The following is a 22494-nucleotide window of genomic DNA, read 5'->3' on the forward strand; positions in this document are numbered from 1 at the left end:
ATGCTCGCGATCGCACTGTTCGAAGCCCGCCAGCGGCTCAAACTGCTCTCGACCTGGGTCTACTTCGCCATGTTCTTGGCGCTGGCGATGCTGTGGATGGCCGCCGCCGGCGGCGTCTTCAAGGGTGCCAGCGTGACCTTCGGCGGCCGCGTGCTGCTCGACGCGCCGCGCTCGCTGATGCTGACCGTCAGCTTCCTCGGCTCGGTCGGCGTGATCGTCATCGCCGCCATGATGGGCCGCTCGGTGCAGCAGGACTTCGAGTACGACATGCACCACTTCTTCTTCAGCGCGCCGATCCGCAAGCGGCAGTACATCTTCGGCCGCTTCCTCGGCGCCTACCTCACCCTGGCGGCGATCTTCACCAGCCTGCCGCTGGGCGCCTGGCTGGGCACCTACATCCCCGGCATCGACCCGGAGCGCATCGGCCACGGCGCCGCGCTGGGCTACCTGATCCCCTACCTGTGCACCACCCTGCCCAACATCTTCATCTTCGGCGCGGTGTTCTTCATCGTCGCCGCGCTGACCCGGCGCATGCTGCCGGTCTACGTCAGCAGCGTGGTGATGCTGGTCGGCTACGTCGTCGCGCCCGGCCTGGCGCGCGACCTCGACTACAAGACCCTGGCCGCGCTGATCGACCCCTTCGGCACCACCGCCGTGATCCGCCTGACCGAATACTGGCCCATCGCCGAGCGCAACACCCGCCTGCTGTTGCCCGAGGGCGTCTACCTGCTGAACCGGCTGATCTGGACCGCCCTCGCCCTGCTCGGCCTGGCGCTGGGCTACTGGCGCTTCCATTTCGTCGCCAGCATCGACAACGGCGGCGGCGGCGCCGGCGAGGGCGAGGGCGGCGCGGCGCCGCGCCTGAGCGCCGTCTCGGCCAACACCCGCGAGGCGCCCGACTTCCAGCGCCGCAGCCTGGGCCTGCTGTTGTTGCAGACCAGCTGGCTGAACCTGCGCGAGACCGCCAAGAACGTCTACTTCCTCGTGCTGGTGCTGGCCGGCGTGCTGATGATGCTGGCCAGCGGCATCGACATGGGCTCCATGTTCGGCACCAACACCTATCCGGTGACCTACAAGGTGCTGGAGGCGGTGTCCGATACCTTCGCCCTGTTCATGCTGGCCATCAGCACCTTCTACGCCGGCGAGCTGGTCTGGCGCGAGCGCGAGGGCCGCGTCGCCCAGATGCTCGACGCCCTGCCCGTGCCGAGCTGGCTGCCGCTGCTGTCCAAACTGTTCGCCCTGATCGCCCTGCAAGCCCTGCTGATGCTGCTGGTGATGCTGTGCGGCATGGGCATCCAGATCGCCCACGGCTATTTCCTGCTCGAACCGGGCCTCTACCTGCAAACCCTGTTCCTGATCCAGCTGCCCAACTACGCGCTGGTGGCGGTGCTGGCGATCACGCTGCAGGTGCTGCTCAACCACAAGTATCTGGCCCACTTCGCGATGATCCTGTACTACCTGGCGACGTTGACGCTGAGCTCGCTGGGCCTGGAGCATCCGCTGCTGCTGTACGCCACCTCGCCGCCGCTGATCTACTCGGCCATGAACGGCTACGGCGCCGACCTGGCGCGCGAGCGCTGGCTCGAACTGTACTGGGGCGGCGCGGCCCTGCTGCTGACCGTGACGGCCCTGCTGTTCTGGGTGCGCGGCACCAACCACGAATGGCGCCAGCGCCTGCAACTGGCGCGCCACGCGCTGACCCGCCCGGTGCTGGTCAGCCTGGGCCTGGGCGCCGCGCTGATGCTGGGCGCCGGCGGCGTGCTGTTCTACGACATGGAAATCAGCGGCAACTACAAATCGGCCTACCGCAAGGACGCCGAGCGCGCCGACTACGAACGCCAGTACAAGAAATACGCCGGCCTGGCGCAGCCGCGCATCGTCGACGTCAAGCTGAACGTGGAGATCGAACCGGAGCGCCGCCGCCTGCTGGTCAAGGGCACGTATCTGCTGCAAAACAAGGGCGGCACGCCGATCGGCGAGATCCTGTTGCAGCAGGACAGCAACTCGACCATCCGCGCGCTGCGCTTCGGCCAGGTGGCGCACGCCGGCCTGAAGGACCATAAGCTGGGCTTCTACAGCTACAAGCTGAGCACGCCGCTGGCGCCCGGCGCCACCCTGCCGCTCGAATTCGAGATCGCCTACGCGCCCAACGGCATCCTCGGCCTCGGCCGCGAGACGCCGGTGCTGGTCAACGGCAGCTTCTTTAACAACAGCGTGCTGCCGGCCATCGGCTACCGGCCACAGCTGGAACTCAGCGACGCCAGCGACCGCAAGAAGCACAAGTTGCCCAAGCGCGAACGCATGCCGCCGCGCGACGACGCCGCCGGCCTGGCCAACAACATCCTCGGCAGCGACGCCGACTGGATCACCTTCGACGCCGTCGTCAGCACCAGCGCCGAGCAGATCGCGGTCGCCCCCGGCATGCTCGAAAGCGACTGGATCAGCCAGGGCCGCCACTACTACCATTTCAAGATGGAACAGCCCATCCTCAACTTCTACTCCTTCCAATCGGCGCGCTACCAGATCCGCCACGACTGGTGGCAGGACGTCGGCATCGAGGTGTTCTACCAGGCCGGCCACGAATACAATCTGGACCGCATCGTCAAGGGCATCAAGGAAGCCCTCGACTACAACAGCAAGAACTTCGGCCCCTACCAGCACCGGGTGGTGCGGGTGGTCGAGTTCCCGCGCTACGCCAACTTCGCCCAGGCGTATCCGAACACCATCCCGTTCTCCGAGGGCGTCGGCTTCATCGCCAAGGTCAACGACAAGAACCCGAAGGACATCGACTACCCCTTCTACGTGACGGCGCACGAGGTGGCACACCAGTGGTGGGGCCACCAGCTGGTCGGCGGCAACACGCGCGGCGCCAGCGTGCTGAGCGAAACCCTGGCCGAGTACTCGGCGCTGATGGTGATGAAGAAGAACTACGGCCCGGACAAGATGCGCCGCTTCCTGCGCTACGACCTGGAAAAATACCTGGTGGGCCGGGCCGTGGAGCGCGACAAGGAGTTGCCGCTGGCCGACAACGAGAACCAGGAGTACGTCCATTACCGCAAGGGCAGCCTGGCCATGTACCAGTTGCAGGATCTGATCGGCGAAAGCAAGGTCAACGAGGCGCTGCGCCAGTTGCTCGCCGCCCACGCCAACCAGGGGCCGCCCTACCCGAGCGTGACCGTGCTGCTCGACGCGCTGCGCAAGATCACCCCGCCGGCGCAGGCCTACCTGATCGACGACCTGTTCAACGCCATCGTGTTGTACGAGAACCGCGCCGTCTCGGCCAGCGCCGTCAGGCTGCCGGACGGCCGCTACGAGGTGAGCTTCGCCGTGCAGGCCGGCAAGGTCAAGGCGGGCGAGCTGGGCGAGGAAAAAGAAGCGCCGCTGCACGACTGGATCGACATCGGCGTCGACGACAAGGACGGCAACAACCTGCTGCGCGTGCGCAAGTTCATCGAGCGCAAGGACAACAGTTTCAGCGTGATCGTCAACGGCCGCCCGGCCAAGGCCGGCATCGATCCGGACAACAAGCTGATCGACCGCAAGCCGGACGACAATATGGTGGCGGTGGAGATCGCCGCGCCCTAGTCCGGCTGGCGGTGAGGGTTCAGGCCGTCGTGCGCAGCGTGCCGACCAGCGCCAGGTCGGTGGAATCGGCGACGGCGCCGGCGGCCAGCTCCGGCTTGCTGCGCAGCAGCTCGGCCCAGCCGCCCCCGCCTATGTTCGGCGCGCCGGGCAGGCTCTGCACCACGCCAGCGCCATCGTAGATGCCGCTGGCGGCCGGCGTGGCGGCCAGGCTGTCGATAAGGCCTTGGTCCAACTCCTGCGCCGCGGTGAACTGGGTGTCGCTACCGGGCGGCGGCAGGGTCGGCGGCTCGGCCGCGCTGCCGGCCTGCTGCAACGCGGCCAGCAAGCCGGCCGGCGTGTACATCTGCACGCTGGCGGCGGTGCCCAGCGAGGCGACGATGGCCGACTCGGCCGATAAGCCGACGGCAATGGCGGGCAGCACCGTTGCACCGGCGGCGGTGGCGGCCGGCGCGACCACCCGCGCAGCCTGCTGGGCCGGCGACGGTGAAAGGGATGTCAACGCGGCTGTCATGGCGGGCGATCCATCAAAAGAGTTTCCTCAATTCACTATAGTCGCCGCCCCAACCATACGCAAGCCGGCCCTGCCGGCTCACTCGGCTTGGCCGGCCCCGCGCGGCAGGCCCGCCGCCGGCGTCGTTGCCAAGGATGTTGCCAAGGTTGTTGCCAAGGTCGTTGCCAAATCCTGTTGCCAGGCGCCGGCCAGCGCCGTATTCCACACCAAGGCCACCTGCTCGACGCACTCGAAGCCGCAATCGCTGACGTGGATGCGGCGCAGCGCCGCGTCGTCCAGCGCGAAGTCCGGCAGATAGGCCAGCGCCTGGCCCGACTTGACGAAGGACAGCAGCAATTGCAGGTCGTCGGTCCAGTAGCGGATCTTGCGCGGCAGCTGGTCGTCGCGCCAGCCGTCCGAGCGGGCGCCGCGCGGCACGCCGCAGAACAGCGAGCGCGACGGACAGGCGAAGTCGTGCGCCAACACCTCGGCGCTGCTGGCCCGCAGCAGCTCGCCGGCGGCACGGCCGCGCACCAGCGGGTGGTCGCGGCCGGCCACCAGTTGCAATGTGACGCTGCCCAGCGGCGTCACCCGCCAGTCGTCCGACCAGTGCTCGCCGCGCCCCTCGACCAGCGCGCCGGTGACGATGGCGGCGTTGATCTCGCCGCGCGCCAGCGCCGCCAGCGCCTGCTCCTCGAACATCGCCTGCATCCGCAGCTTGCCGTCCGGATACACGGCCAGCGCCCGCGCCAACGCCTGGCCGTGGCGCCACAGCAGGATGGCCGGGCCGCCGACGCGGCAGTCGACGGCGGCGCGCTCGCCCATCAGGTCGGCGCGGGCCTGGTCGGCCAGCGCCAGCAGGGTCTGCGCCCGCGCCAACAGCAACTGGCCGGCGCCGTTCAGCACCAGTTGCTTGGCGCTGCGGTCGAACAGCGGCTGGCCCAGGCTATCCTCCAGCCGCCGCAAGGCCTTCGACACGGCCGACGGCGTCAAGTGCAGCTCCAGCGCCGCCGCGCCCAGCGAGGGCCGGCGCGCCGCGCTGACGAAGACGCGCAGGTCGCTCAAGTTCATGGTTTCCAGTTGGGACATAAGATATGAATTTAAGTTGCTTTACGGGACACGAAGACCATCATACCATCGTCGCATCCCACACTTCCCCCCATCGCCGCCATGACCACGCTGACCCAACAACAATGGATTTACCGCCAACAACCGCTGGCCCAGATCAGCACCGAGCACTACGAATTGGTCGAGCGGCAACTCGACACGCGGCTGGGCGAGGACGAGGTGCTGCTGGCGGGACGCTATTTCAGCGTCGACCCGTACATGCGCATCGGCCAGTCGGGCAAGCCGACCTACGACGCCGAGCCGCATCCGCTGAACAGCGTGCAACAGGGCGGCGTGGTCGGCCAGGTGCTGGCCAGCAACGCGGCCGGCTATGCCGAGGGCGACTGGGCCTACAGCTACAGCGGCTGGCAGACCCACGCCAAGGTGCATGCCAGCGCGCTCAAGCGGCTCGACCCGGCGCAGGCGCCCGTCAGCACCGCGCTGGGCGTGCTGGGCATGCCCGGCCGCACCGCCTGGTTCGGCCTGACCGAATCGGGCCGGCCGCACGCCGGCGAAGTGGTGGTGGTGTCCGGCGCGGCCGGCGCCGTCGGCTCGCTGGTGCTGCAGTTCGCCAAGCGCCACGGCGCCAAGGTGCTGGGCATCGCCGGCGGCCAGGCCAAGTGCGATTGGCTGCGCGACACGCTGGGCGCCGACTGGGCCATCGACTACAAGGCCCACGCCAACGCCGAATCGCTGGGTGCGGCGATCCGCGCCGCGACCGGCGGCGTCGACGTGTATTTCGACAACGTCGGCGGCATGGTGACGGACGCGGTCATTCCGCTGATCAACCGGCGCGCCCGCATCGTCATCTGCGGCCAGATCAGCCAGTACAGCGGCGGCCTCGACACGCCGGAACTGGGACCGCGCCTGCTGCACCACATGCTGTACCAGCGCGCCACCATCCAGGGCATGCTGGCGCGCGACTACGTGCACCGCATGGACGAGATGGTGCGCATCGTCGCGCCGTGGCTGCACGCCGGCGAGATCGTCTTCGAGGAAACCATCGTCGACGGCTTCGCCCAGTTGCCGGCCGCGCTCAATTCGCTGTTCACCGGCGAGCATCGTGGCAAGCTGCTGGTGAAGGCATGAGCGGACGTCAAGCGCACCTCTAAACCCCGTCATTCCCGCGCAGGCGGGAATCTATACCCCGCATGTCCATTGGCTCAGCATGGGTTCCCGCCTACGCGGGAACGACAATTTGGTGGTTTTTCGAAGTGCCCCTAAGGGCACCTCTAAAAAACCGTCGTTCCGCATCGGCGGACCGCCGCGCAGGCGGGAACCTATACACCGCATCCTGCCTAGCACAGCATGGATTCAACTGGCCAAAGCGTATGAGCAGCATCAATGATGCGCTTCTGAGCAAGGCAATCGCGAGCATGGAATTGACGGAGATTCACCATGACTAATATGCATGTTATTGAGAAACACGGACTAGGCATACTGAAATGAGCGCGCCGATCGACCGGGCCTCCGGTCAGTCCGCACATGGCTTGCGAACCGGGGCATTGGGGCGCGACGTGCCGAGCGAGTACGAGGGTGTGTGGCGCCGTCTCGGCATCTGGCGCAGCGACGGCAGCTGCGACCTGAGCACGCGGGTCTGGTGGTTCCAAGCGCCGCGCTTGCACATCGACCTGCGCATCCCGGCCGACCGTCCCAGCTTGGCCGACGCCGCCGCCTTGGCCCGCCTCTCGCCCGAACAACTCAACCGCGTCCACGCGCAAACCGGCTTCGCCGGCCTGACCGTGGTCGACGCCAAACGCTGCGAATGGCGGCCGGAGATCGCCTTCCCCGCCGTCGGCGCCGAGCTGGACGCCGGTTGGATGCGTTTCGACAGCCCCGACCATCTGCATGAAACCGGCCTCGACAACAGCTACGAGGAAGACTGGCTGCGCGAACCCGGCGGCGCCCTGCGCGGCGCCCGCCTGGTGGAGGTGGCCAGCGGCGCCATCGCCTACCTGCTGCTCAACGAGCGTTGGATGGCCTGGGCCTGCGCGGAGCAGGAAACCGCGTCGCGCCCGGACCGGCTGGTTCATCAACAATGGCCCGAGTTCACCGTCCTGCGCAAACACGAGGACTGGACGGTCGAAGCCTCCACCCTCCCCTGGCTGGAACACACGGCGTCGATCCGCTACGACACACTCAACTTGACCTTGCTCAGCCAATGGCGACACAACGACGAGGTGGCCATACCGTTGGCGCCGGGGCGGCGCTGGCGGGTGGCCGAATGAGCGCGGCCAAGTCGCGTGCCGGGGCGGCACTTTTCCGCCGGACGAAAAAAAACCGGGACGCTCGGTCCCGGTTCTGTTTTACTCCGCCGCTGCCGCCGCCTTCTTGGCCGGGGCTTTCTTCGCTGGCGCCTTCTTCACCGCCGCCGTCTTGGCGGGGGCCTTGGCGGCGGCTTTTTTAGCCGGCGCCTTGGCGGCCGCCTTCTTGGCCGCCGGTTTCTTGGCCGGCGCCGCGTCCGCCGCGCCTTCCGCGCCGTCGTCCGCCACCGCCGCCGCCTTGCCCTTGGCCGGTGCCTTGGCCTTGCGCTCCTCGAACTCGAAGCTGATCTTGCCGTCCTTGCCGCGCACCAGGAAGGCCTTGAACGGCCGCCGCGTGCGCTGCGAAACGAAGCCCGGCATCAGGTCGGTCTTGCCGTCGTTGAGCAACTTGACCATCTGTTCCGGCAGGATCTCCTGTTGCAGGATGATGCGGCCGCTGCGGAAATCGCAAGTCTTCGGCTTCGCCACGCTGTGTTCGCACACATAGGCCAGGCCCATCTCGTAGACGCCGGCGGCGCACTTCGGACAAGGTCCCAGCGCGGTCTGGCCGGTGAAGTCGACACCCTCGCCGTCCTCGCTGTCGTCGTTCTGGCCGAAGTCGAACTCCAGCTTGAAGTTCTTGATGTCCTCGTCGCGCACGATGCGCAGGATGGCGGCGAACGGCCGGCCCATCTTCGAGCGGAAGCCCTGCAGCGGACCGATGGTGCGCTTGGTCAACAGCTCTTCGACTTCGGCGATCTCGAACTGGCGGCTGCCCGGCGTCTTGCTCATCGAGAACTCGCACTTGGTGCAGGCGAAGCGGCGATAGTTCTCTTTGACCACGCTGCCGCAGTTCGGGCACGGCGTCGTCATCGTGTGGTAGTCGCCGGGGATGGTGTCGTTGTCGTATTCCTTGGCGCGCTTGACGATGATCTGCGTCATCTGGGCGATCTCGCGCATGAATTCCTCACGCGAAATCTTGCCCTTTTCCATCTGCGACAGCTTGTATTCCCATTCGCCGGTCAGTTCCGGCGCGGTCAGCTCGTTGACGCCGAGGCCGCGCAACAGCGTCATCAGCTGCGACGCCTTGGCGGTCGGCATCAGCTCGCGGCCTTCGCGGATCAGGTAGCGCTCGGTCAGCAGGCCCTCGATGGTGGCGGCGCGCGTCGCTGGCGTGCCCAGGCCCTTGCCGGCCATGGCGTCGCGCAACTCGTCGTCGTCGATCAGCTTGCCGGCGCCTTCCATGGCCGACAGCAAGGTCGCCTCGGTGTAGCGGGCCGGCGGCTTGGTCACCAGGCCGTTGGCGCTGACCGACTCGGTCTGCACCTTCTCGCCCTTGGCCACCGGCACCAGATTGCCGCCGGCGTTGCCTTCCTTGTCCTCGTCGGTCGAGGCTTCCTTGCCGTAGATCGCCAGCCAACCGGGGTTGGTCATGACCTTGCCCTCGGTCTTGAACTGGTGGCCGGACACCTCGGTGTAGCGGGTGGTGACCTGGAACTCGGCCGGCGGGAAGAACACCGCCATGAAGCGGCGGGTGACCAGGTCGTACAGCTTCTGTTCCGGCTCGGACAGGTTCTTCGGCGCGATCGTGGTCGGGATGATGGCGAAGTGATCCGAGATCTTGGTGTTGTCGAAGATGCGTTTGTTCGGCTTGACCCAACCCTTGTCGAGGATCTGCTTGGCGAACTGGTGGTAGTTGTTGTTCTCCATCACCATGGCCAGCGCTTCCTTGACGGTCGGGATGTAGTCCTCCGGCAGGTGGCGCGAATCGGTCCGCGGGTAGGTCAGCACCTTGTGCTTTTCGTACAGCGCCTGGGCCAGGCCCAGGGTGTTCTTGGCCGAGAAGCCGAAGCGCGAGTTGGCCTCGCGTTGCAGGCTGGTCAGGTCGAACAGCGCCGGCGCCATCGAGGTGGTCGGTTTCGACTCCTCGGTGACCACGCCTTGGCGGCCACGGCAGGCGGTGGCGATCGAGTCGGCGGCGGTCTTGCTCCACAGGCGCTCGGCCTTCTTCTCCGGATCGGTCTCGTCCTTCTTGAACTTGGTGTCGAGCCAGCGGCCCTCGTAGATGCCGGCGGCGCAGACGAACTCGGCGCGCACTTCCCAGAAGTCGCGCGAGACGAATTTCTTGATCTTCTCTTCGCGCTCGACGACGATCGACAGCGTCGGCGTCTGCACCCGGCCGACGGTGGTCAGGTAGAAGCCGCCCTCCTTCGAGTTGAAGGCGGTCATGGCGCGGGTGCCGTTGATGCCGATCAGCCAGTCGGCCTCGGAGCGGCAGCGGGCGGCGTCGGCCAGCGGCATCATGTCCTCGTCGGTGCGCAGGCGGGTGAAGCCCTCGCGGATCGCGCCGGGCGTCATCGACTGCAGCCACAGGCGCTTGACCGGTTGCTTGGCCTTGGCGTTTTGCGCGATCAGGCGGAAGATCAACTCCCCCTCGCGCCCGGCATCGCAGGCGTTGATCAGGGTGGTGACATCCTTGCGCTTGATCAGCTTGTTCAAGACCTTCAGCCGGGCCTCGGTCTTGGCGATCGGGTTCAGCGCGAAGTACGGCGGGATCATCGGCAGATGGGCGAAACTCCACTTGCCGCGCTTGACGTCGTGCTCTTCCGGCACGGCGATCTCGAGCAAGTGGCCGACGGCGGAGGACAGCACGTACTCGTCGGATTCAAAGTACTCATCGTGCTTGGTGAAGCCGCCAAGCGTCTTCGCGATATCGTTCGCGACAGAAGGCTTCTCGGCGATGATGAGGGTTTTGGTCATGTTTTACGTTCTCGTGGTTACTCTATGGGGTGGTTCAGCATGCGCATCATACATGCATCATGGGCGGGGCTGAATTTTTGCGTTTCCCGAACAATGACACATTCTTGTCAAAGCGCCAATGATAAGCGGCTTGCCGGGGAATCTGCAAGTGAACTGCGCGACGGCGCCGTCGCCGCGTCCGGGTGGGGGGCGGCGCCGCCGGCGCCGGGTGGGCAGTGCCGCTAATGCAGCAGGCGCGGCGCCTGCTCCTCGTCCGAGCCGAACAGGTCGTCGAACATCAGCGCGTCCGGCTCCTTGCCCTGGCTCCACAGCAGCATCAGCACGATCACCTTCAGCTTGCCCAGCGTGACGGGCGCCTCGTCGAGCGCCAGGGCCCGCTCGATGACGATCTCGCGTTGCAGCGGCGACAACACCTTGGCGCTTTCGAGGAACTGGATGAAGCCGATCGCCGCCGTGCCGAGCACGTCCTGCTCCTCCTCGACGTAGTAGCGGGTGCCGGTGGAGGCCGCCGTCAGCGTCTGCTCGACGCCGGCCATGGCGGTCAGGTCGGTCAGCCAGACCAGCGCCTCGGAGATCTCCACATCGTCAAAACCGACGGCCGACAGTTTCCTGGCCAATGCGGCCGGTTCCGGGCAGGCATCGGGACGGTAATACGTCTCGTAGAGATAAACAAGGATGTCGAACATGGCTCTACTCTATCAGTTAAAAGCGCGCCGGCACAAGCCCGGCACACTGCGGGACGGGGTGAAAAACATGCATTTATTTCAAGCTTGTCGCATTTTCATGCGGCTTGCGTTTCGCATGGTTCAGCCCGGCACGCGCTGGAAGATGCCGCCCGGCAAACGTTCGAGCAGGCCGGCCAGTTCCAACGCCAGCAACTGGCCGTGCAGCTCGGCCACGCCGACGCCGAGGCGGCCGGCCAGCGCGTCGGCCGTCACCGGGTCGTAGCCGATGGCGTCGAGCAACGCGTCGACGAAGCGCGCGTCCGGCGGCAGCGGCGCGGCGCCGCCCAGCTGGCCGAGGATGTCGTCGGCCGACTCGACCAGGGTGGCGCCCTCGCGCAGCAGGGCGTGGCAGCCCTTGCTCAGCACCGAGTGGATCGAGCCGGGGATGGCGTACACCTCGCGCCCCTGGTCGAGCGCCAGCTTGGCGGTGATCAGCGAGCCGGAGCCGGCCGCCGCCTCGACCACCAGCACGCCGCGCGCCAGGCCACTGATCAGGCGGTTGCGCTTGGGGAAGTTCTCCGGCCGTGGCGGGGTGCCCAGCGGATACTCGCTGACGATGCAGCCCTGTTCGGCGATCTGCCGCGCCAGCGCGGCGTTGCGGGCCGGATAGATGCGGTCGGCGCCGGTGCCGACCACCGCGACGGTGGCGCCGGCGCCGCGCAGGCCGCCCCGGTGGGCCGCCGCGTCGATGCCCAGCGCCAGCCCGGAGACGATGGTCAGGCCGGCGTGCGACAGCGCCTCGGCGAAGCGCTCGGCGTTGAGCAGCCCCTGGGCGCTGGCGTTGCGGCTGCCGACCACCGCCAGCGCCGGGCCGGCCAGCAAGGCCGGCCGGCCCAGCGCGTACAGCAGCAGGGGCGGGTCGGCGATCTGGCGCAGGCCGGCGGGATAGGCCGGGTCGTCCAGCGCCAGCAGATGGCGGCCCGGCGTGCGCAGCCAGGCCGCGATGGTGTCGCAGTGCGCGTCGAACGCCGCGTCCGGCAACAGGGCGCGGGCCAGCGCCGTGGCCTGCGCCGGCCGCAACAGTTGGCGCAGGCGCTCAGGCGGCGCCCGGAAGATCGCGCCGGGCGTGCCGAACTGATCGAGCAGGCGCCGGGCCGACAACAGGCCGATGCCCGGCACGCGCTCCAGCCGTAGCCAGTCGCGCAGGGCGGCCGACAGCGGCGCCGGCCGGCTTTCGATGGGGGGTGCCGTGTCTGCCACGGTGGCGCCTACTCCGGTGATTGCGCGACGTCGCCCACTTCGACCGGCTCGGTCACCTGCATGATCAGGCCGTATGAGATCTGCTTGAACACGCGGAAAATGAACAAACTGCCCACTTCCTCGTCCGGCAGTTTGACCTGCGGCTTGCCCATGCCGTGCCAGCCTTTGCTGGCGCCCGGATCGACCACCGTCTTCCCCGCATGGTACAGCTGCAGCACGGCGCCGATATCGAGCCCGTCAAGCTTTCCACGATTGATGCTGATGACCTGATTCTGCCCGGCGTGGGTGACGCCGCCGTACACCGCCACCACCCGCGCCACCACCCTCTGCTGGGGCGGATGCGGCACGTAGTTCTGCATCGGCGTCGGCGGCGCCGCCATCAGCTGGTCGCCCACGCCCATCTCCTCCTTGGCGCTGGCGACCACGAAGGTGTGCACGTCGCTGCCCGGCCGCGCCTCCTGGCGCAGCTTCAGCGTGCCCAGATAGAAGGCCTCGGTGCCGATCACCGCCTGGGTCATCGGGTCCTTCAGCGGCTTGCCGGGACGGAACACCTGGAACGAGGTGCCGCCCTTCAAGTCGCCGCGCACATAGGCCTTGTCGTCCTTGCCGATGAACACGTGGCCCTCCTGCGTGGCGATGACGCGCGGCGCGGCGGCCAGCTCGTCGCCCTCGACGATCAGCGGCTGGGTCAGGAAAGGTTCGATGACGCCGGACGGAATCGACTGCACGGCGTCCTGGCCCAGGCCCTCCATGCGCAGTTGCGGCGACAGGCGCAGCGGGCCCGGCTCGCCCGGCGCGCCGGCGCCGAGCCGGCGGCCCAGCCGCAGTTGGCCGCTGGCGCGGTCCAGGTAGACCAGCTGGCCCGGATAGATCCAGTGCGGGTCGCGGATCTGCTCGCGGTTCATGCCCCACACCTGCGGCCAGCACCAGGGCTGGTCGAGGAACTTGCCGGCGATGCCCCACAGCGTGTCGCCCGCCAGCACCGTGTGCTGGTCCGGCGCGTCGGCGCGGAAGCGGCACTCCAGCGCCTGCGCCGCGCCGCCCGCCGCCAAGCAAAACAGGGGCGCAATCACTAGGCGGGCACCGACTGTGCTAAAATTTTTCATTAATATGTCCGTTAGGTGCCGCACGACGGCAGGCCGAACGCCCGACGGTCGGGCCGCAACGCCCCGCCCGCCACAGCGCAAGAGACGGCATGAACACGCTACCCTATCGATTCCGTGGATGATAAGGCTTGCCGAACTGAATCAAATTCTGCCCATAAAACCCTGAACTAGCAAGCGAAACGCGCTGCGGCACACGGCGCGGCGCCCGCATTGTGCACAGGGACGGCAGCGCACACCGCTTCAACCCATTCCTATCCATTACCAGCAAATACGTATGTCGATACTCAATATTCTCCGCTACCCCGATCCGCGCCTGCACAAGATCGCCAAACCCGTCACCGTCTTCGACGCGGCCCTGGAAAAACTCGTCGCCGACATGGCCGAGACCATGTACGACGCCCCCGGCGTCGGCCTGGCCGCCTCGCAGGTCGACGTGCACGAACAACTGCTCATCATCGACGTGTCCGAGACCAAGGACGCCCTGGTCACCTACATCAACCCCGAAATCATTTGGGCCAGCGACGAGATGGAGGTCTATGATGAAGGTTGCCTGTCGGTGCCCGGCGTCTACGACGGCGTCGAACGCCACGCCCGCGTCAAGGTGCGCGCGTTCGACGTCAAGGGCCAGCCCTTCGAAGTCGAAGCCGACGGCCTGCTGGCCGTCTGCATCCAGCACGAGATGGACCACCTGCTGGGCAAGGTGTTTGTCGAGTACCTGTCGCCGCTCAAGCGCAACCGCATCAAGACCAAGATGCTGAAGGAAGAGCGCGGCCTGGAACGCGAAGCGATGCTGCGCGCCCAGGGCCGGCGTTTCTGAGCGGTAGCTGATTCGAACGGCCGCGCGAGCGGCCGGCCGGCGCGCGCGGTCGGCGCCGGCGCAGTGCAACCCAAAGGAACCACAATGAAAGTCATCTTCGCCGGCACGCCGGAATTTGCCGCCGTCGCCCTGCGCTCCCTGCATGCGGCCGGCTTCGAGATCCCGCTGGTGCTGACCCAGCCCGACCGCCCGGCCGGCCGAGGCCTGCATCTGCAGCCCTCGGCGGTCAAGCAGTTCGCCCTCGGCCAGGGCATCGAGGTGCTGCAGCCGCTGTCGCTGCGCATGGACAGCAAGGACCCGCAGCGCGCCGCCGAGGCCCGGGCCGCCCACGAGCGCCTGCTGGCCACCGACTACGACGTGATGGTGGTGGCCGCCTACGGCCTGATCCTGCCGCGCGCCACCCTGGACATCAAGCCCTGCCTGAACATCCACGGCTCGCTGCTGCCGCGCTGGCGCGGCGCCGCGCCGATCCACCGCGCCATCGAGGCCGGCGACGACGAGACCGGCGTCACCATCATGCGGATGGAGGAAGGCCTGGACACCGGCCCGATGCTGCTGATGGAGCGCGTGGTCATCGGCCCGCACGACAACACCGGCATGCTGCACGACACCCTGGCCGCGCTGGGCGCGAAGATGATCGTCCAGGCGCTGCGCAAGATGGAGCAGGGCAAGCTGGAGGCCGTGCCCCAGCCCGAGTCCGGCGTCACCTACGCCGCCAAGATCAGCAAGGAGGAGGCGGCGCTCGACTTCAACCTGCCGGCGCTGGAGGTCGGCCTGAAGATCCGCGCCTTCAACCCCTTCCCCGGCGCCCACGCGCTGGTCAACGGCGTCGTCGTCAAGATCTGGACGGCCGAGGCGATCGAGGCCGACAGCAGCTTCGAGCCCGGCCAGGTGCTGGCCGCCGACGCCCAGCACGGCATCGTCGTCGCCTGCGGCGCCGGCTCGCTGCGCCTGACCGAGCTGCAAAAGCCGGGCGGCAAGCGCCTGCCGGCGGCCGAGTTCATCAAGGGCTTCCCGCTCGAAGGTCTGAGCTTCGCCTAAGCCGGGGCGCGCCCGCCGCGCCCCCGCCTCCGGCCATCCGGTCAATGGCCGTCAAACAGTTTTAGCAGCAACTCCTCCCAATGCGTGATGCTGGGCGACATCGTTAAGAATTGCCGACAACGTTCCCACTCTCACGGGATCATGCAATGGCACGGTCAAGTGATGTTCGCCCGCGACTGAAGTCCGCAGGCGAACATGACTTGCCGTTTGCCGCACTTTCGCATAGCCAAGTTTGCCCGGTGCAGCAATAAGCTCCGCTGCGGACAATCCGCGCGGCAATTTCATGCTGCCATGACTTCTTCACGGATGAAGTGCAAACGGATCAGTTTCGGCCCCGCTCCCTCATCGAAATGACAACGCACGGCGTCGCGGATCTCTCGGCGCAAAGATGCAAGATCGTCCGCCTCCGTGTAAATCGACTGCCCCATGGCGCGCGCCAGAAAGCCGCCCTCATGGGCCTCTTCAACGAGAAAAAGTATTTCATTCATGGGGGGGGGGGCTCCCTCATCCGATGGCGCTGTGTTTTGACGTGTTGAGACATCATACGCTCACGGCCAAGGCCGAGGATGATCACGCTGTAGCTGTTGGCACCCTTTAGAGCAAGCGGAATTCCCCTCGCGCGCGCCTCAGGTTTTGTAGCCCGGGTCCATGCGGTCGAGCTTGCGCACCAGCGCCGGCCAGACGAAGGCGCCGCCCATGCCGCCGGTCTGCACCCGCATCGCCTCCGCCACGCCCTGCACGATCTGCGGCGCCACCATCGTCAGCGGGCCGCCGGCCTGCGCCGCCAACTGGATCTGGCAGGTGCTCTCGAAGGTGTACATGGCCAGGAAGGCGTCGGCCACCGTGTTACCCACCACCAGCAGCCCATGGTTGCGCAGCACCAGGAAGTTGGCGCGGCCCAGGTCGGCCTGCAGCCGCGGCTTTTCCTCGTCGCGGAAGGCGACGCCCTCGTAGCCGTGGTAGGCCAGGGAGGCCAGCACAAAGGTCGACTGCTGCGAGATCGGCAGCACGCCGCCCTGCTGCGCGCTGAGCGCCACGCCGGCGCGGGTGTGGGTGTGGATGACGCAGCCGGCGTCGTCGCGCACCTCGTGCACCGCGCTGTGGATGACGAAGCCGGCCGGATTGACCGGAAACGGCGAGTCGAGCAGCTTGTTGCACTGCTGGTCGACCTTGACCAGCGACGAGGCGGTGATTTCCTCGAACATCAGGCCGTAGGGGTTGATCAGGAAGTGGTGCTCGGGGCCGGGGATGCGCGCGCTGATGTGGGTGAACACCAGGTCGCTCCAGCCGTAGGCGGCGGCCAGGCGGTAGCAGGCGGCCAGCTCGACGCGCAACTGCCATTCGGCGTCGCTGACCAGGTGTCGTACCGAGGGGATTTCCATGTGCTTGTCTCCGTGGATTGTGGATGATGGGAGCGGCGTGCGTTGCGCCGGCTGTGCGGCGAATCGGGCCGGGCCCGATCCGCCGAGCCACCACCTTACTCCGGGCTTATACTGGCAACTGTCAAATTTTTTACATTTCGCCAAAATGGCCTCGAACCTGGAATTGCTCGTGCCGCTGTCGGCCAACCCGTGGTTCGCCGCGTTGCCGCTGGCCGAGCGCAAACGCATGCTGGCCGGCGCCGAGCGCCAGCGCCTGCGGCCGGGCGAGATGCTGTTCCGCCAGGGCGACGCGGCCGGCGGCTTCTACGCGCTGGTGGCGGGCGCGCTGAAGATGTCGTCGCTCAGCGAGGACGGCAAGGAGGCCATCCTGGTGGTGCTCGAAGCGGGCAACTGGTTCGGCGAGATCTCGCTGATCGACGGCCAGCCGCGCACCCACGACGCCACCGCGCTGGGCGCGGCCGAGGTGCTGCTGCTGCCGCGCGCCGCCTTCGACGCGTTGATGCGCCGCCGCGTCTTCGCCCAGGCCATCGCGGCGATGCTGGCGGCGCGCATCCGTCTGCTGTACGGCATCGTCGAGGATGTCACCCTGCGCTCAAGCCGCGCCCGCGTCGCCCGCCGCCTGCTGCTGCTGGCGCGCGGCGACGCCACCATGTCGCCGCTGCCGCGCGCCCGCGTGCCGGTGTCGCAGGAGTCGCTGGCGATGATGCTGGGGCTGACCCGGCAAACGCTGTCGAAGGAATTGAAGTGGCTGGCCGCCGAGGGCCTGATCGCGCTCGGCTACGGCTATATCGACGTGCTGTCGGCGCCCCGCCTGGCCGCGCTGCGCGACAGCTAACAAGGCCATCGGCAAGGGCGCCCGGCGTTGGGCGCCTGGCGCGCCGCCTGTTGCTGGAATGCAGCGCCGGCCTGAAGCATATGGCGCGATGCCGTATAATTTTAGACCGCCGCCTGCCACATGGGCGCGCCTGCCCCTCCGCCCAAAGAAAGTATCAAATGAATAACACAGCGTCCCCTTCCGCCATGTCCAAGACCGATGCCCAGTTGCGCGAGATCCTGGCGCGCCGCATCATGATCCTCGACGGCGCCATGGGCACGATTATTCAGCAATACAAACTCGACGAGGTGGCCTATCGCGGCGGCGCCGAGGGCCGCTTCATCGACTTCGCCGCGCCGGCCGGCAGCGGCGCGCGCGAGCTCTTCGTCAAGGGCAACAACGAGCTGCTGACCCTGACCCAGCCGCACATCATCCAGGAGATCCACGAGCGCTACCTGGCGGCCGGCGCCGACCTGATCGAAACCAACACCTTCGGCGCCACCACCATCGCCCAGGACGACTACCACATGGGCCACCTGGCCTACGAGATGAACGTCGCCGCCGCCAAGCTGGCGCGCGCCGCCTGCGACAAGTACAGCAGCGCCGACAAGCCGCGCTTCGTCGCCGGCGCGCTCGGCCCGACGCCGAAGACCGCCTCCATCTCGCCCGACGTCAACGACCCGGCGGCGCGCAACGTCACCTTCGACCAACTGGTCGCCGCCTACCACCAGCAGGTGCAAGGCCTGGTCGAGGGCGGCTCCGACGTGCTGCTGGTCGAGACCATCTTCGACACCCTGAACTGCAAGGCGGCGCTGTTCGCCATCGACCTGTACTTCACCGAGCACCCGGCCACGCCGCGCCTGCCCTTGATGATCTCGGGCACCGTCACCGACGCCTCCGGCCGCATCCTCTCCGGCCAGACCGTGCCGGCCTTCTGGAACTCGGTGCGCCACGCCAAGCCGCTGACCATCGGCCTCAATTGCGCGCTGGGCGCCGCCCTGATGCGGCCCTACGCCGAGGAGCTGTCGCAGATCGCCGACACCTTCGTCTGCATCTACCCCAACGCCGGCCTGCCCAACCCGATGAGCGACACCGGCTTCGACGAGCTGCCGGCCGACACCTCGGCGCTGCTGCGCGAGTTCGCCGACGCCGGCTTCATCAACATGGCCGGCGGCTGCTGCGGCACCACGCCCGACCACATCGGCGCCATCGCGCAGCTGCTGTCGACCACGCCGCCGCGCGCCGTGCCGGCCATTCCGGTGGCGCAGCGCCTGTCCGGCCTGGAGCCCTTCACCATCGACGAGAGCTCGCTGTTCGTCAACGTCGGCGAGCGCACCAACGTCACCGGCTCGAAGGCCTTCGCCCGCATGATCCTCAACGAGCAGTACGACGAGGCGCTCAGCGTGGCGCGCCAGCAGGTGGAGAACGGCGCCCAGGTGATCGACATCAACATGGACGAGGCGATGCTCGACTCGCAGGCGGCGATGACCCGCTTCCTCAACCTGATCGCCTCCGAGCCGGACATCTCGCGCGTGCCGATCATGATCGACTCGTCGAAGTGGACGGTGATCGAGGCCGGCCTGAAATGCGTGCAGGGCAAGGCCATCGTCAACTCGATCTCGATGAAGGAGGGCGAGGAGGAGTTCCTGCGCCAGGCCCGCCTGTGCCGCCGCTACGGCGCCGCCGTCATCGTCATGGCCTTCGACGAGAAGGGCCAGGCCGACACCTTCGAGCGCAAGACCGAGATCTGCGCGCGCGCCTACAAGGTGCTGACCGAGCAGGTCGACTTCCCGCCCGAGGACATCATCTTCGACCCGAACATCTTCGCCATCGCCACCGGCATCGAAGAGCACAACAACTACGCGGTCGACTTCATCAACGCGACCCGCTGGATCAAGGACAATCTGCCCTACGCCAAGATCTCCGGCGGCGTCTCCAACGTCTCGTTCAGCTTCCGCGGCAACGACCCGGCGCGCGAGGCGATCCACACCGTGTTCCTGTACCACGCCATCAAGGCCGGCATGACCATGGGCATCGTCAACGCCGGCATGATGGGCGTCTACGACGACATTCCGGCCGAGCTGCGCGAGCGCGTCGAGGACGTGGTGCTGAACCGCCGCGACGACGCCACCGAACGCATGATCGACATCGCCGGCACCTTGAAGGCCGGCGCCGGCAAGCAGGACGCGCAGAATCTGGAATGGCGCAACGGCACGGTGGAGAAGCGCCTGTCGCACGCGCTGGTGCACGGCATCACCCAATGGATCGTCGAAGACACCGAGGAGATGCGCCAGCAGGTGCTGGCCGCCAAGGGCCGGCCGATCCACGTCATCGAAGGCCCGCTGATGGACGGCATGAACGTGGTCGGCGACCTGTTCGGCCAGGGCAAGATGTTCCTGCCGCAGGTGGTCAAATCGGCCCGCGTGATGAAGCAGGCCGTGGCCCACCTGATCCCCTACATCGAAGAGGAAAAGCTGGCCGAGGAAAAGCGCACCGGCATCGTCGCCAAGCCGAAGGGCAAGATCGTCATCGCCACCGTCAAGGGCGACGTCCACGACATCGGCAAGAACATCGTCTCGGTGGTCCTGCAATGTAATAACTTCGAGGTGGTCAACATGGGCGTGATGGTGCCCTGCTCCGAGATCCTGGCCCGCGCCAAGCTGGAGAACGCCGACATCATCGGCCTGTCCGGCCTGATCACCCCGTCGCTGGAGGAGATGGCCCACGTCGCCAAGGAGATGCAGCGCGACCCGCACTTCCGCATGCTGAAGATCCCCCTGCTGATCGGCGGCGCCACCACCAGCCGCGCCCACACGGCGGTGAAGATCGCCCACAACTACGAGGGTCCGGTGGTCTACGTGCCGGACGCCTCGCGCTCGGTGTCGGTGGCGCAGTCGCTGCTGACGCCGGAGAGCCGCGACCAGTACATCGACGACATCGAGCAGGACTACGTGCGCATCCGCGAGCAGCACGCCAACAAGAAGGCGCTGCCCATCCTGTCGCTGGCGGCGGCGCGCGCCAACAAGATGGTGGTGCCGTTCGACGGCGGGCTGGCGCCGCGCAAGCCGAAGTTCATCGGCCGCCGCGTCTTCAAGAACGTCGACCTGGCCGCCATCGCCCAATACATCGACTGGGGTCCGTTCTTCCAGACCTGGGATCTGGCCGGGCCCTTCCCCGCCATCCTCAGCGACGAGGTGGTCGGCGAGGCCGCCAGCAAGGTCTACGAGGAAGGCCAGGCGCTGCTGAAGAAACTCATCGACGGCCGCTGGCTGAGCGCCAACGGCGTGGTCGCCCTGCTGCCCGCCAACAGCGTCAACGACGACGACATCGAGATCTACAGCGACGACAGCCGCGACAGCGTCGCCTTCACCTACTACGGCCTGCGCCAACAAGGCGTCAAGCCGCTGGTGGACGGCGTGCAGCGGCCCAACCAGTGCCTGGCCGACTTCATCGCGCCCAAGGCTTCCGGTGTGAAGGACTACATCGGCATGTTCGCCGTGACCAGCGGCCTGGGTATCGAGAAGTACGAGAAGCGCTTCGAGGACGCCCATGACGATTACTCGTCGATCATGCTCAAGTCGCTGGCCGACCGTCTGGCCGAGGCCTTCGCCGAGTATCTGCACGAGCGCGTGCGCAAGGACCTGTGGGGTTACGCCAGCGGCGAAACGCTGAGCAACGACGAGATGATCGCCGAGGAATATGTCGGCATCCGGCCGGCGCCGGGCTACCCGGCCTGCCCCGAACACACCGTCAAGGCCGACATGTTCAAGGTCTTGCAGGCCGAGGAGATCGGCATGCAGTTGACCGAGTCGTTCGCCATGTATCCGGGCGCGGCGGTGTCGGGCTTCTACTTCGCCCACCCCGAGTCGAAATACTTCGTGGTCGGCAAGATCGGCCTGGACCAGCTGGACGACATGGCCGTGCGCCGGGGCGTCAGCAAATCGGAGCTGGAGCGCTGGCTGGCGCCGAACTTGTCCTGAGCGCCGCGGACCTGGCCGCCGGCGCCGCCGGCAGCAGGGCCGAATCGGCCGGCAGGCCGGCCTGCAGCAATTTGAGCGCCTCGGCCGTCAAGGCCACGAAGGCGTTCTGGTGGGCCGCCAGTTGGCCCATCATCCAGGCCCAGCCCTCGTCGGTCTCCTGCAGCCAGACGGTGCCTTCGGGGAAGACCGGCGGCAAGGCGTCCAGGCTGGCGTCGAGCACGATGCGGCTGCGCGGTCCCCACAGATAGTCGGGCGGCAGCGCGCGCTGCCAGGTGAACTGGTTCTTCTCGGCGTAGGTGTGGTTGTGGCGGAAGGTCAGGTCGACCACCTCGACGTCGTCGCCGCCGTGCACATCGGCCGACTCTATCCAGCAATGGTAGGCGCCGCCGTTCGGATTGGCGAAAGCGGCGTTGTCGGCCATGCGCATCAGCTGGCCGCCGCCGCAGTCGACCGCCGCCAGCCCGGCCACCGGCCGGTAGACGCGGTCGAGCACAATGCTGATCAGGTTGGCGCCGACGATGGCGTACACATGGCATAAGGAACAGTATTGCGCCGGATAGTACTGGCGTATCACCTGGTTGACGCAATGCGCGATCAGAGATTTGATGGATTGGGTCATCAATAAAGCTTCACTAGTAAGGAAAACACATGGATCAAAAACGATCGCCATCCTTATGTAACGGAATGTTTCTCAGGAACTTTACCATCAGGAAATATATTTTCCATCCGACCCAAGTCGGCGCAGCCCGCTGAACTTTTTTTGCCCGCGCCGGACTAACCCTGAACACCGCCGCCTGTCCACGCAGCGGCGGCGCCGGTATCGGCATTGTTCATTGTTAAGGAGGCATTATGGCTATTACTTCACCCGTCAAACGATGGCAAGACCAGCTGATCTTGCTGCTCGGCCTGTGCTTGTTCATCACACCCTGGATCTTCAACTACCCCATCCCCTCGCCCGAGGCCTGGAACGCCTTCATCTCCGGCGCGGTGATCGCCGTGCTGGCCGCCTTCGATCTGTACAAGACCTTTATCTGGGCGGTGGTGCTCAACCTCTTCGTGGGGATCTGGGTGGCCATTTCGCCCTGGGTGTTGAAGGTGGCCGATCAGCGTCCGCTGATGTGGGGCACCTTGATCGTCGGCGTCGCGGTGGCCGTGCTGGCCGCCTGGGAACTGCGCACCGACCCCGACCTGCACAAGCACTGGCCCGGCGCCGGCCACGCCACCTGAGCGGCCGCTGCGGCGGC

18 protein-coding genes are annotated in these 22494 nt (G+C 67.0%); 8 read left to right on the forward strand and 10 right to left on the reverse strand.

Annotation, left to right across the window (positions count from 1 at the left end; all coding sequences use genetic code 11):
• Positions 1–3585, forward strand: coding sequence for an ABC transporter permease/M1 family aminopeptidase (locus H7U20_RS28895; RefSeq protein WP_199762581.1), 3585 nt, complete (start codon positions 1–3; stop codon positions 3583–3585).
• Between the two features lie 19 nt (positions 3586–3604).
• Here H7U20_RS28895 and H7U20_RS28900 read toward each other — a convergent pair whose 3' ends face one another.
• Both H7U20_RS28900 and H7U20_RS28905 read right to left on the reverse strand, forming a co-directional pair.
• Entirely contained in the window at positions 3605–4096 is a 492-nt protein-coding gene (locus H7U20_RS28900; protein WP_199762582.1) for a hypothetical protein, read from the reverse strand.
• A gap of 78 nt (positions 4097–4174) precedes the next feature.
• A complete protein-coding gene (locus H7U20_RS28905) occupies positions 4175–5146 on the reverse strand; it encodes a LysR family transcriptional regulator (RefSeq protein ID WP_199762583.1) in 972 nt (323 codons plus the stop codon).
• A gap of 99 nt (positions 5147–5245) precedes the next feature.
• Between H7U20_RS28905 and H7U20_RS28910 the strand changes: the two genes are divergently transcribed.
• Both H7U20_RS28910 and H7U20_RS28915 read left to right on the forward strand, forming a co-directional pair.
• Positions 5246–6271, forward strand: a complete 1026-nt coding sequence (locus H7U20_RS28910; protein ID WP_199762584.1) for an NADP-dependent oxidoreductase — start codon at positions 5246–5248, stop codon at positions 6269–6271.
• A 356-nt stretch (positions 6272–6627) separates the two neighbouring features.
• On the forward strand, positions 6628–7410 hold the full coding sequence (locus H7U20_RS28915; RefSeq protein ID WP_233411166.1) for a hypothetical protein: 783 nt from the start codon (positions 6628–6630) through the stop codon (positions 7408–7410).
• Between the two features lie 78 nt (positions 7411–7488).
• Here H7U20_RS28915 and H7U20_RS28920 read toward each other — a convergent pair whose 3' ends face one another.
• The 4 genes from H7U20_RS28920 to H7U20_RS28935 form a co-directional block, all read right to left on the reverse strand.
• A complete protein-coding gene (locus H7U20_RS28920; protein WP_199762585.1) occupies positions 7489–10185 on the reverse strand; it encodes a DNA topoisomerase III in 2697 nt (898 codons plus the stop codon).
• Between the two features lie 221 nt (positions 10186–10406).
• A complete protein-coding gene (locus H7U20_RS28925) occupies positions 10407–10871 on the reverse strand; it encodes a Smg family protein (RefSeq protein ID WP_199762586.1) in 465 nt (154 codons plus the stop codon).
• A gap of 120 nt (positions 10872–10991) precedes the next feature.
• Positions 10992–12110: a DNA-processing protein DprA gene (gene dprA / locus H7U20_RS28930; protein ID WP_370593290.1), complete on the reverse strand. Its 1119-nt coding sequence runs from the start codon at positions 12108–12110 to the stop codon at positions 10992–10994.
• An 8-nt stretch (positions 12111–12118) separates the two neighbouring features.
• Complete coding sequence (locus tag H7U20_RS28935) at positions 12119–13216, reverse strand: LysM peptidoglycan-binding domain-containing protein (protein WP_199762587.1); 1098 nt, start codon at positions 13214–13216, stop codon at positions 12119–12121.
• 274 nt (positions 13217–13490) lie between these two features.
• Here H7U20_RS28935 and def point away from each other — a divergent pair, with 274 nt between their 5' ends.
• Entirely contained in the window at positions 13491–14033 is a 543-nt protein-coding gene (gene def / locus H7U20_RS28940) for a peptide deformylase (RefSeq protein WP_199762588.1), read from the forward strand.
• A gap of 84 nt (positions 14034–14117) precedes the next feature.
• On the forward strand, positions 14118–15074 hold the full coding sequence (gene fmt, locus H7U20_RS28945; RefSeq protein WP_199762589.1) for a methionyl-tRNA formyltransferase: 957 nt from the start codon (positions 14118–14120) through the stop codon (positions 15072–15074).
• 51 nt (positions 15075–15125) lie between these two features.
• On the opposite strand, the gene H7U20_RS28950 is transcribed toward fmt, so the two are convergent.
• The 3 genes from H7U20_RS28950 to H7U20_RS28960 all read right to left on the reverse strand — a co-directional run bounded on the left by H7U20_RS28950 (position 15126) and on the right by H7U20_RS28960 (position 16456).
• A complete protein-coding gene (locus tag H7U20_RS28950) occupies positions 15126–15359 on the reverse strand; it encodes a type II toxin-antitoxin system HicA family toxin (RefSeq protein WP_199762590.1) in 234 nt (77 codons plus the stop codon).
• Entirely contained in the window at positions 15356–15562 is a 207-nt protein-coding gene (locus H7U20_RS28955) for a hypothetical protein (protein WP_199762591.1), read from the reverse strand. The genes H7U20_RS28950 and H7U20_RS28955 overlap by 4 nt, the downstream gene beginning before the upstream one ends.
• A 138-nt stretch (positions 15563–15700) precedes the next feature.
• Positions 15701–16456, reverse strand: coding sequence for a class II aldolase/adducin family protein (locus H7U20_RS28960; protein WP_199762592.1), 756 nt, complete (start codon positions 16454–16456; stop codon positions 15701–15703).
• 145 nt (positions 16457–16601) lie between these two features.
• Here H7U20_RS28960 and H7U20_RS28965 point away from each other — a divergent pair, with 145 nt between their 5' ends.
• Both H7U20_RS28965 and metH read left to right on the forward strand, forming a co-directional pair.
• Complete coding sequence (locus H7U20_RS28965) at positions 16602–17291, forward strand: Crp/Fnr family transcriptional regulator (RefSeq protein WP_199762593.1); 690 nt, start codon at positions 16602–16604, stop codon at positions 17289–17291.
• A 185-nt stretch (positions 17292–17476) separates the two neighbouring features.
• Entirely contained in the window at positions 17477–21250 is a 3774-nt protein-coding gene (metH, locus tag H7U20_RS28970; protein WP_370593292.1) for a methionine synthase, read from the forward strand.
• Here the strand turns inward: metH and H7U20_RS28975 are convergent.
• Entirely contained in the window at positions 21204–21869 is a 666-nt protein-coding gene (locus H7U20_RS28975; protein ID WP_199762595.1) for a hypothetical protein, read from the reverse strand. The genes metH and H7U20_RS28975 overlap by 47 nt on opposite strands.
• A gap of 230 nt (positions 21870–22099) precedes the next feature.
• Here H7U20_RS28975 and H7U20_RS28980 point away from each other — a divergent pair, with 230 nt between their 5' ends.
• Positions 22100–22477 carry an SPW repeat domain-containing protein gene (locus H7U20_RS28980; RefSeq protein WP_199762596.1) on the forward strand — a complete coding sequence of 126 codons (378 nt, stop codon included), beginning with the start codon at positions 22100–22102 and terminating at the stop codon, positions 22475–22477.
• Positions 22478–22494 lie beyond the last annotated feature (17 nt).

This window comes from Rugamonas violacea (assembly GCF_016461825.1).
In the GTDB taxonomy this organism is placed as follows: Bacteria; Pseudomonadota; Gammaproteobacteria; order Burkholderiales; family Burkholderiaceae_D; genus Rugamonas.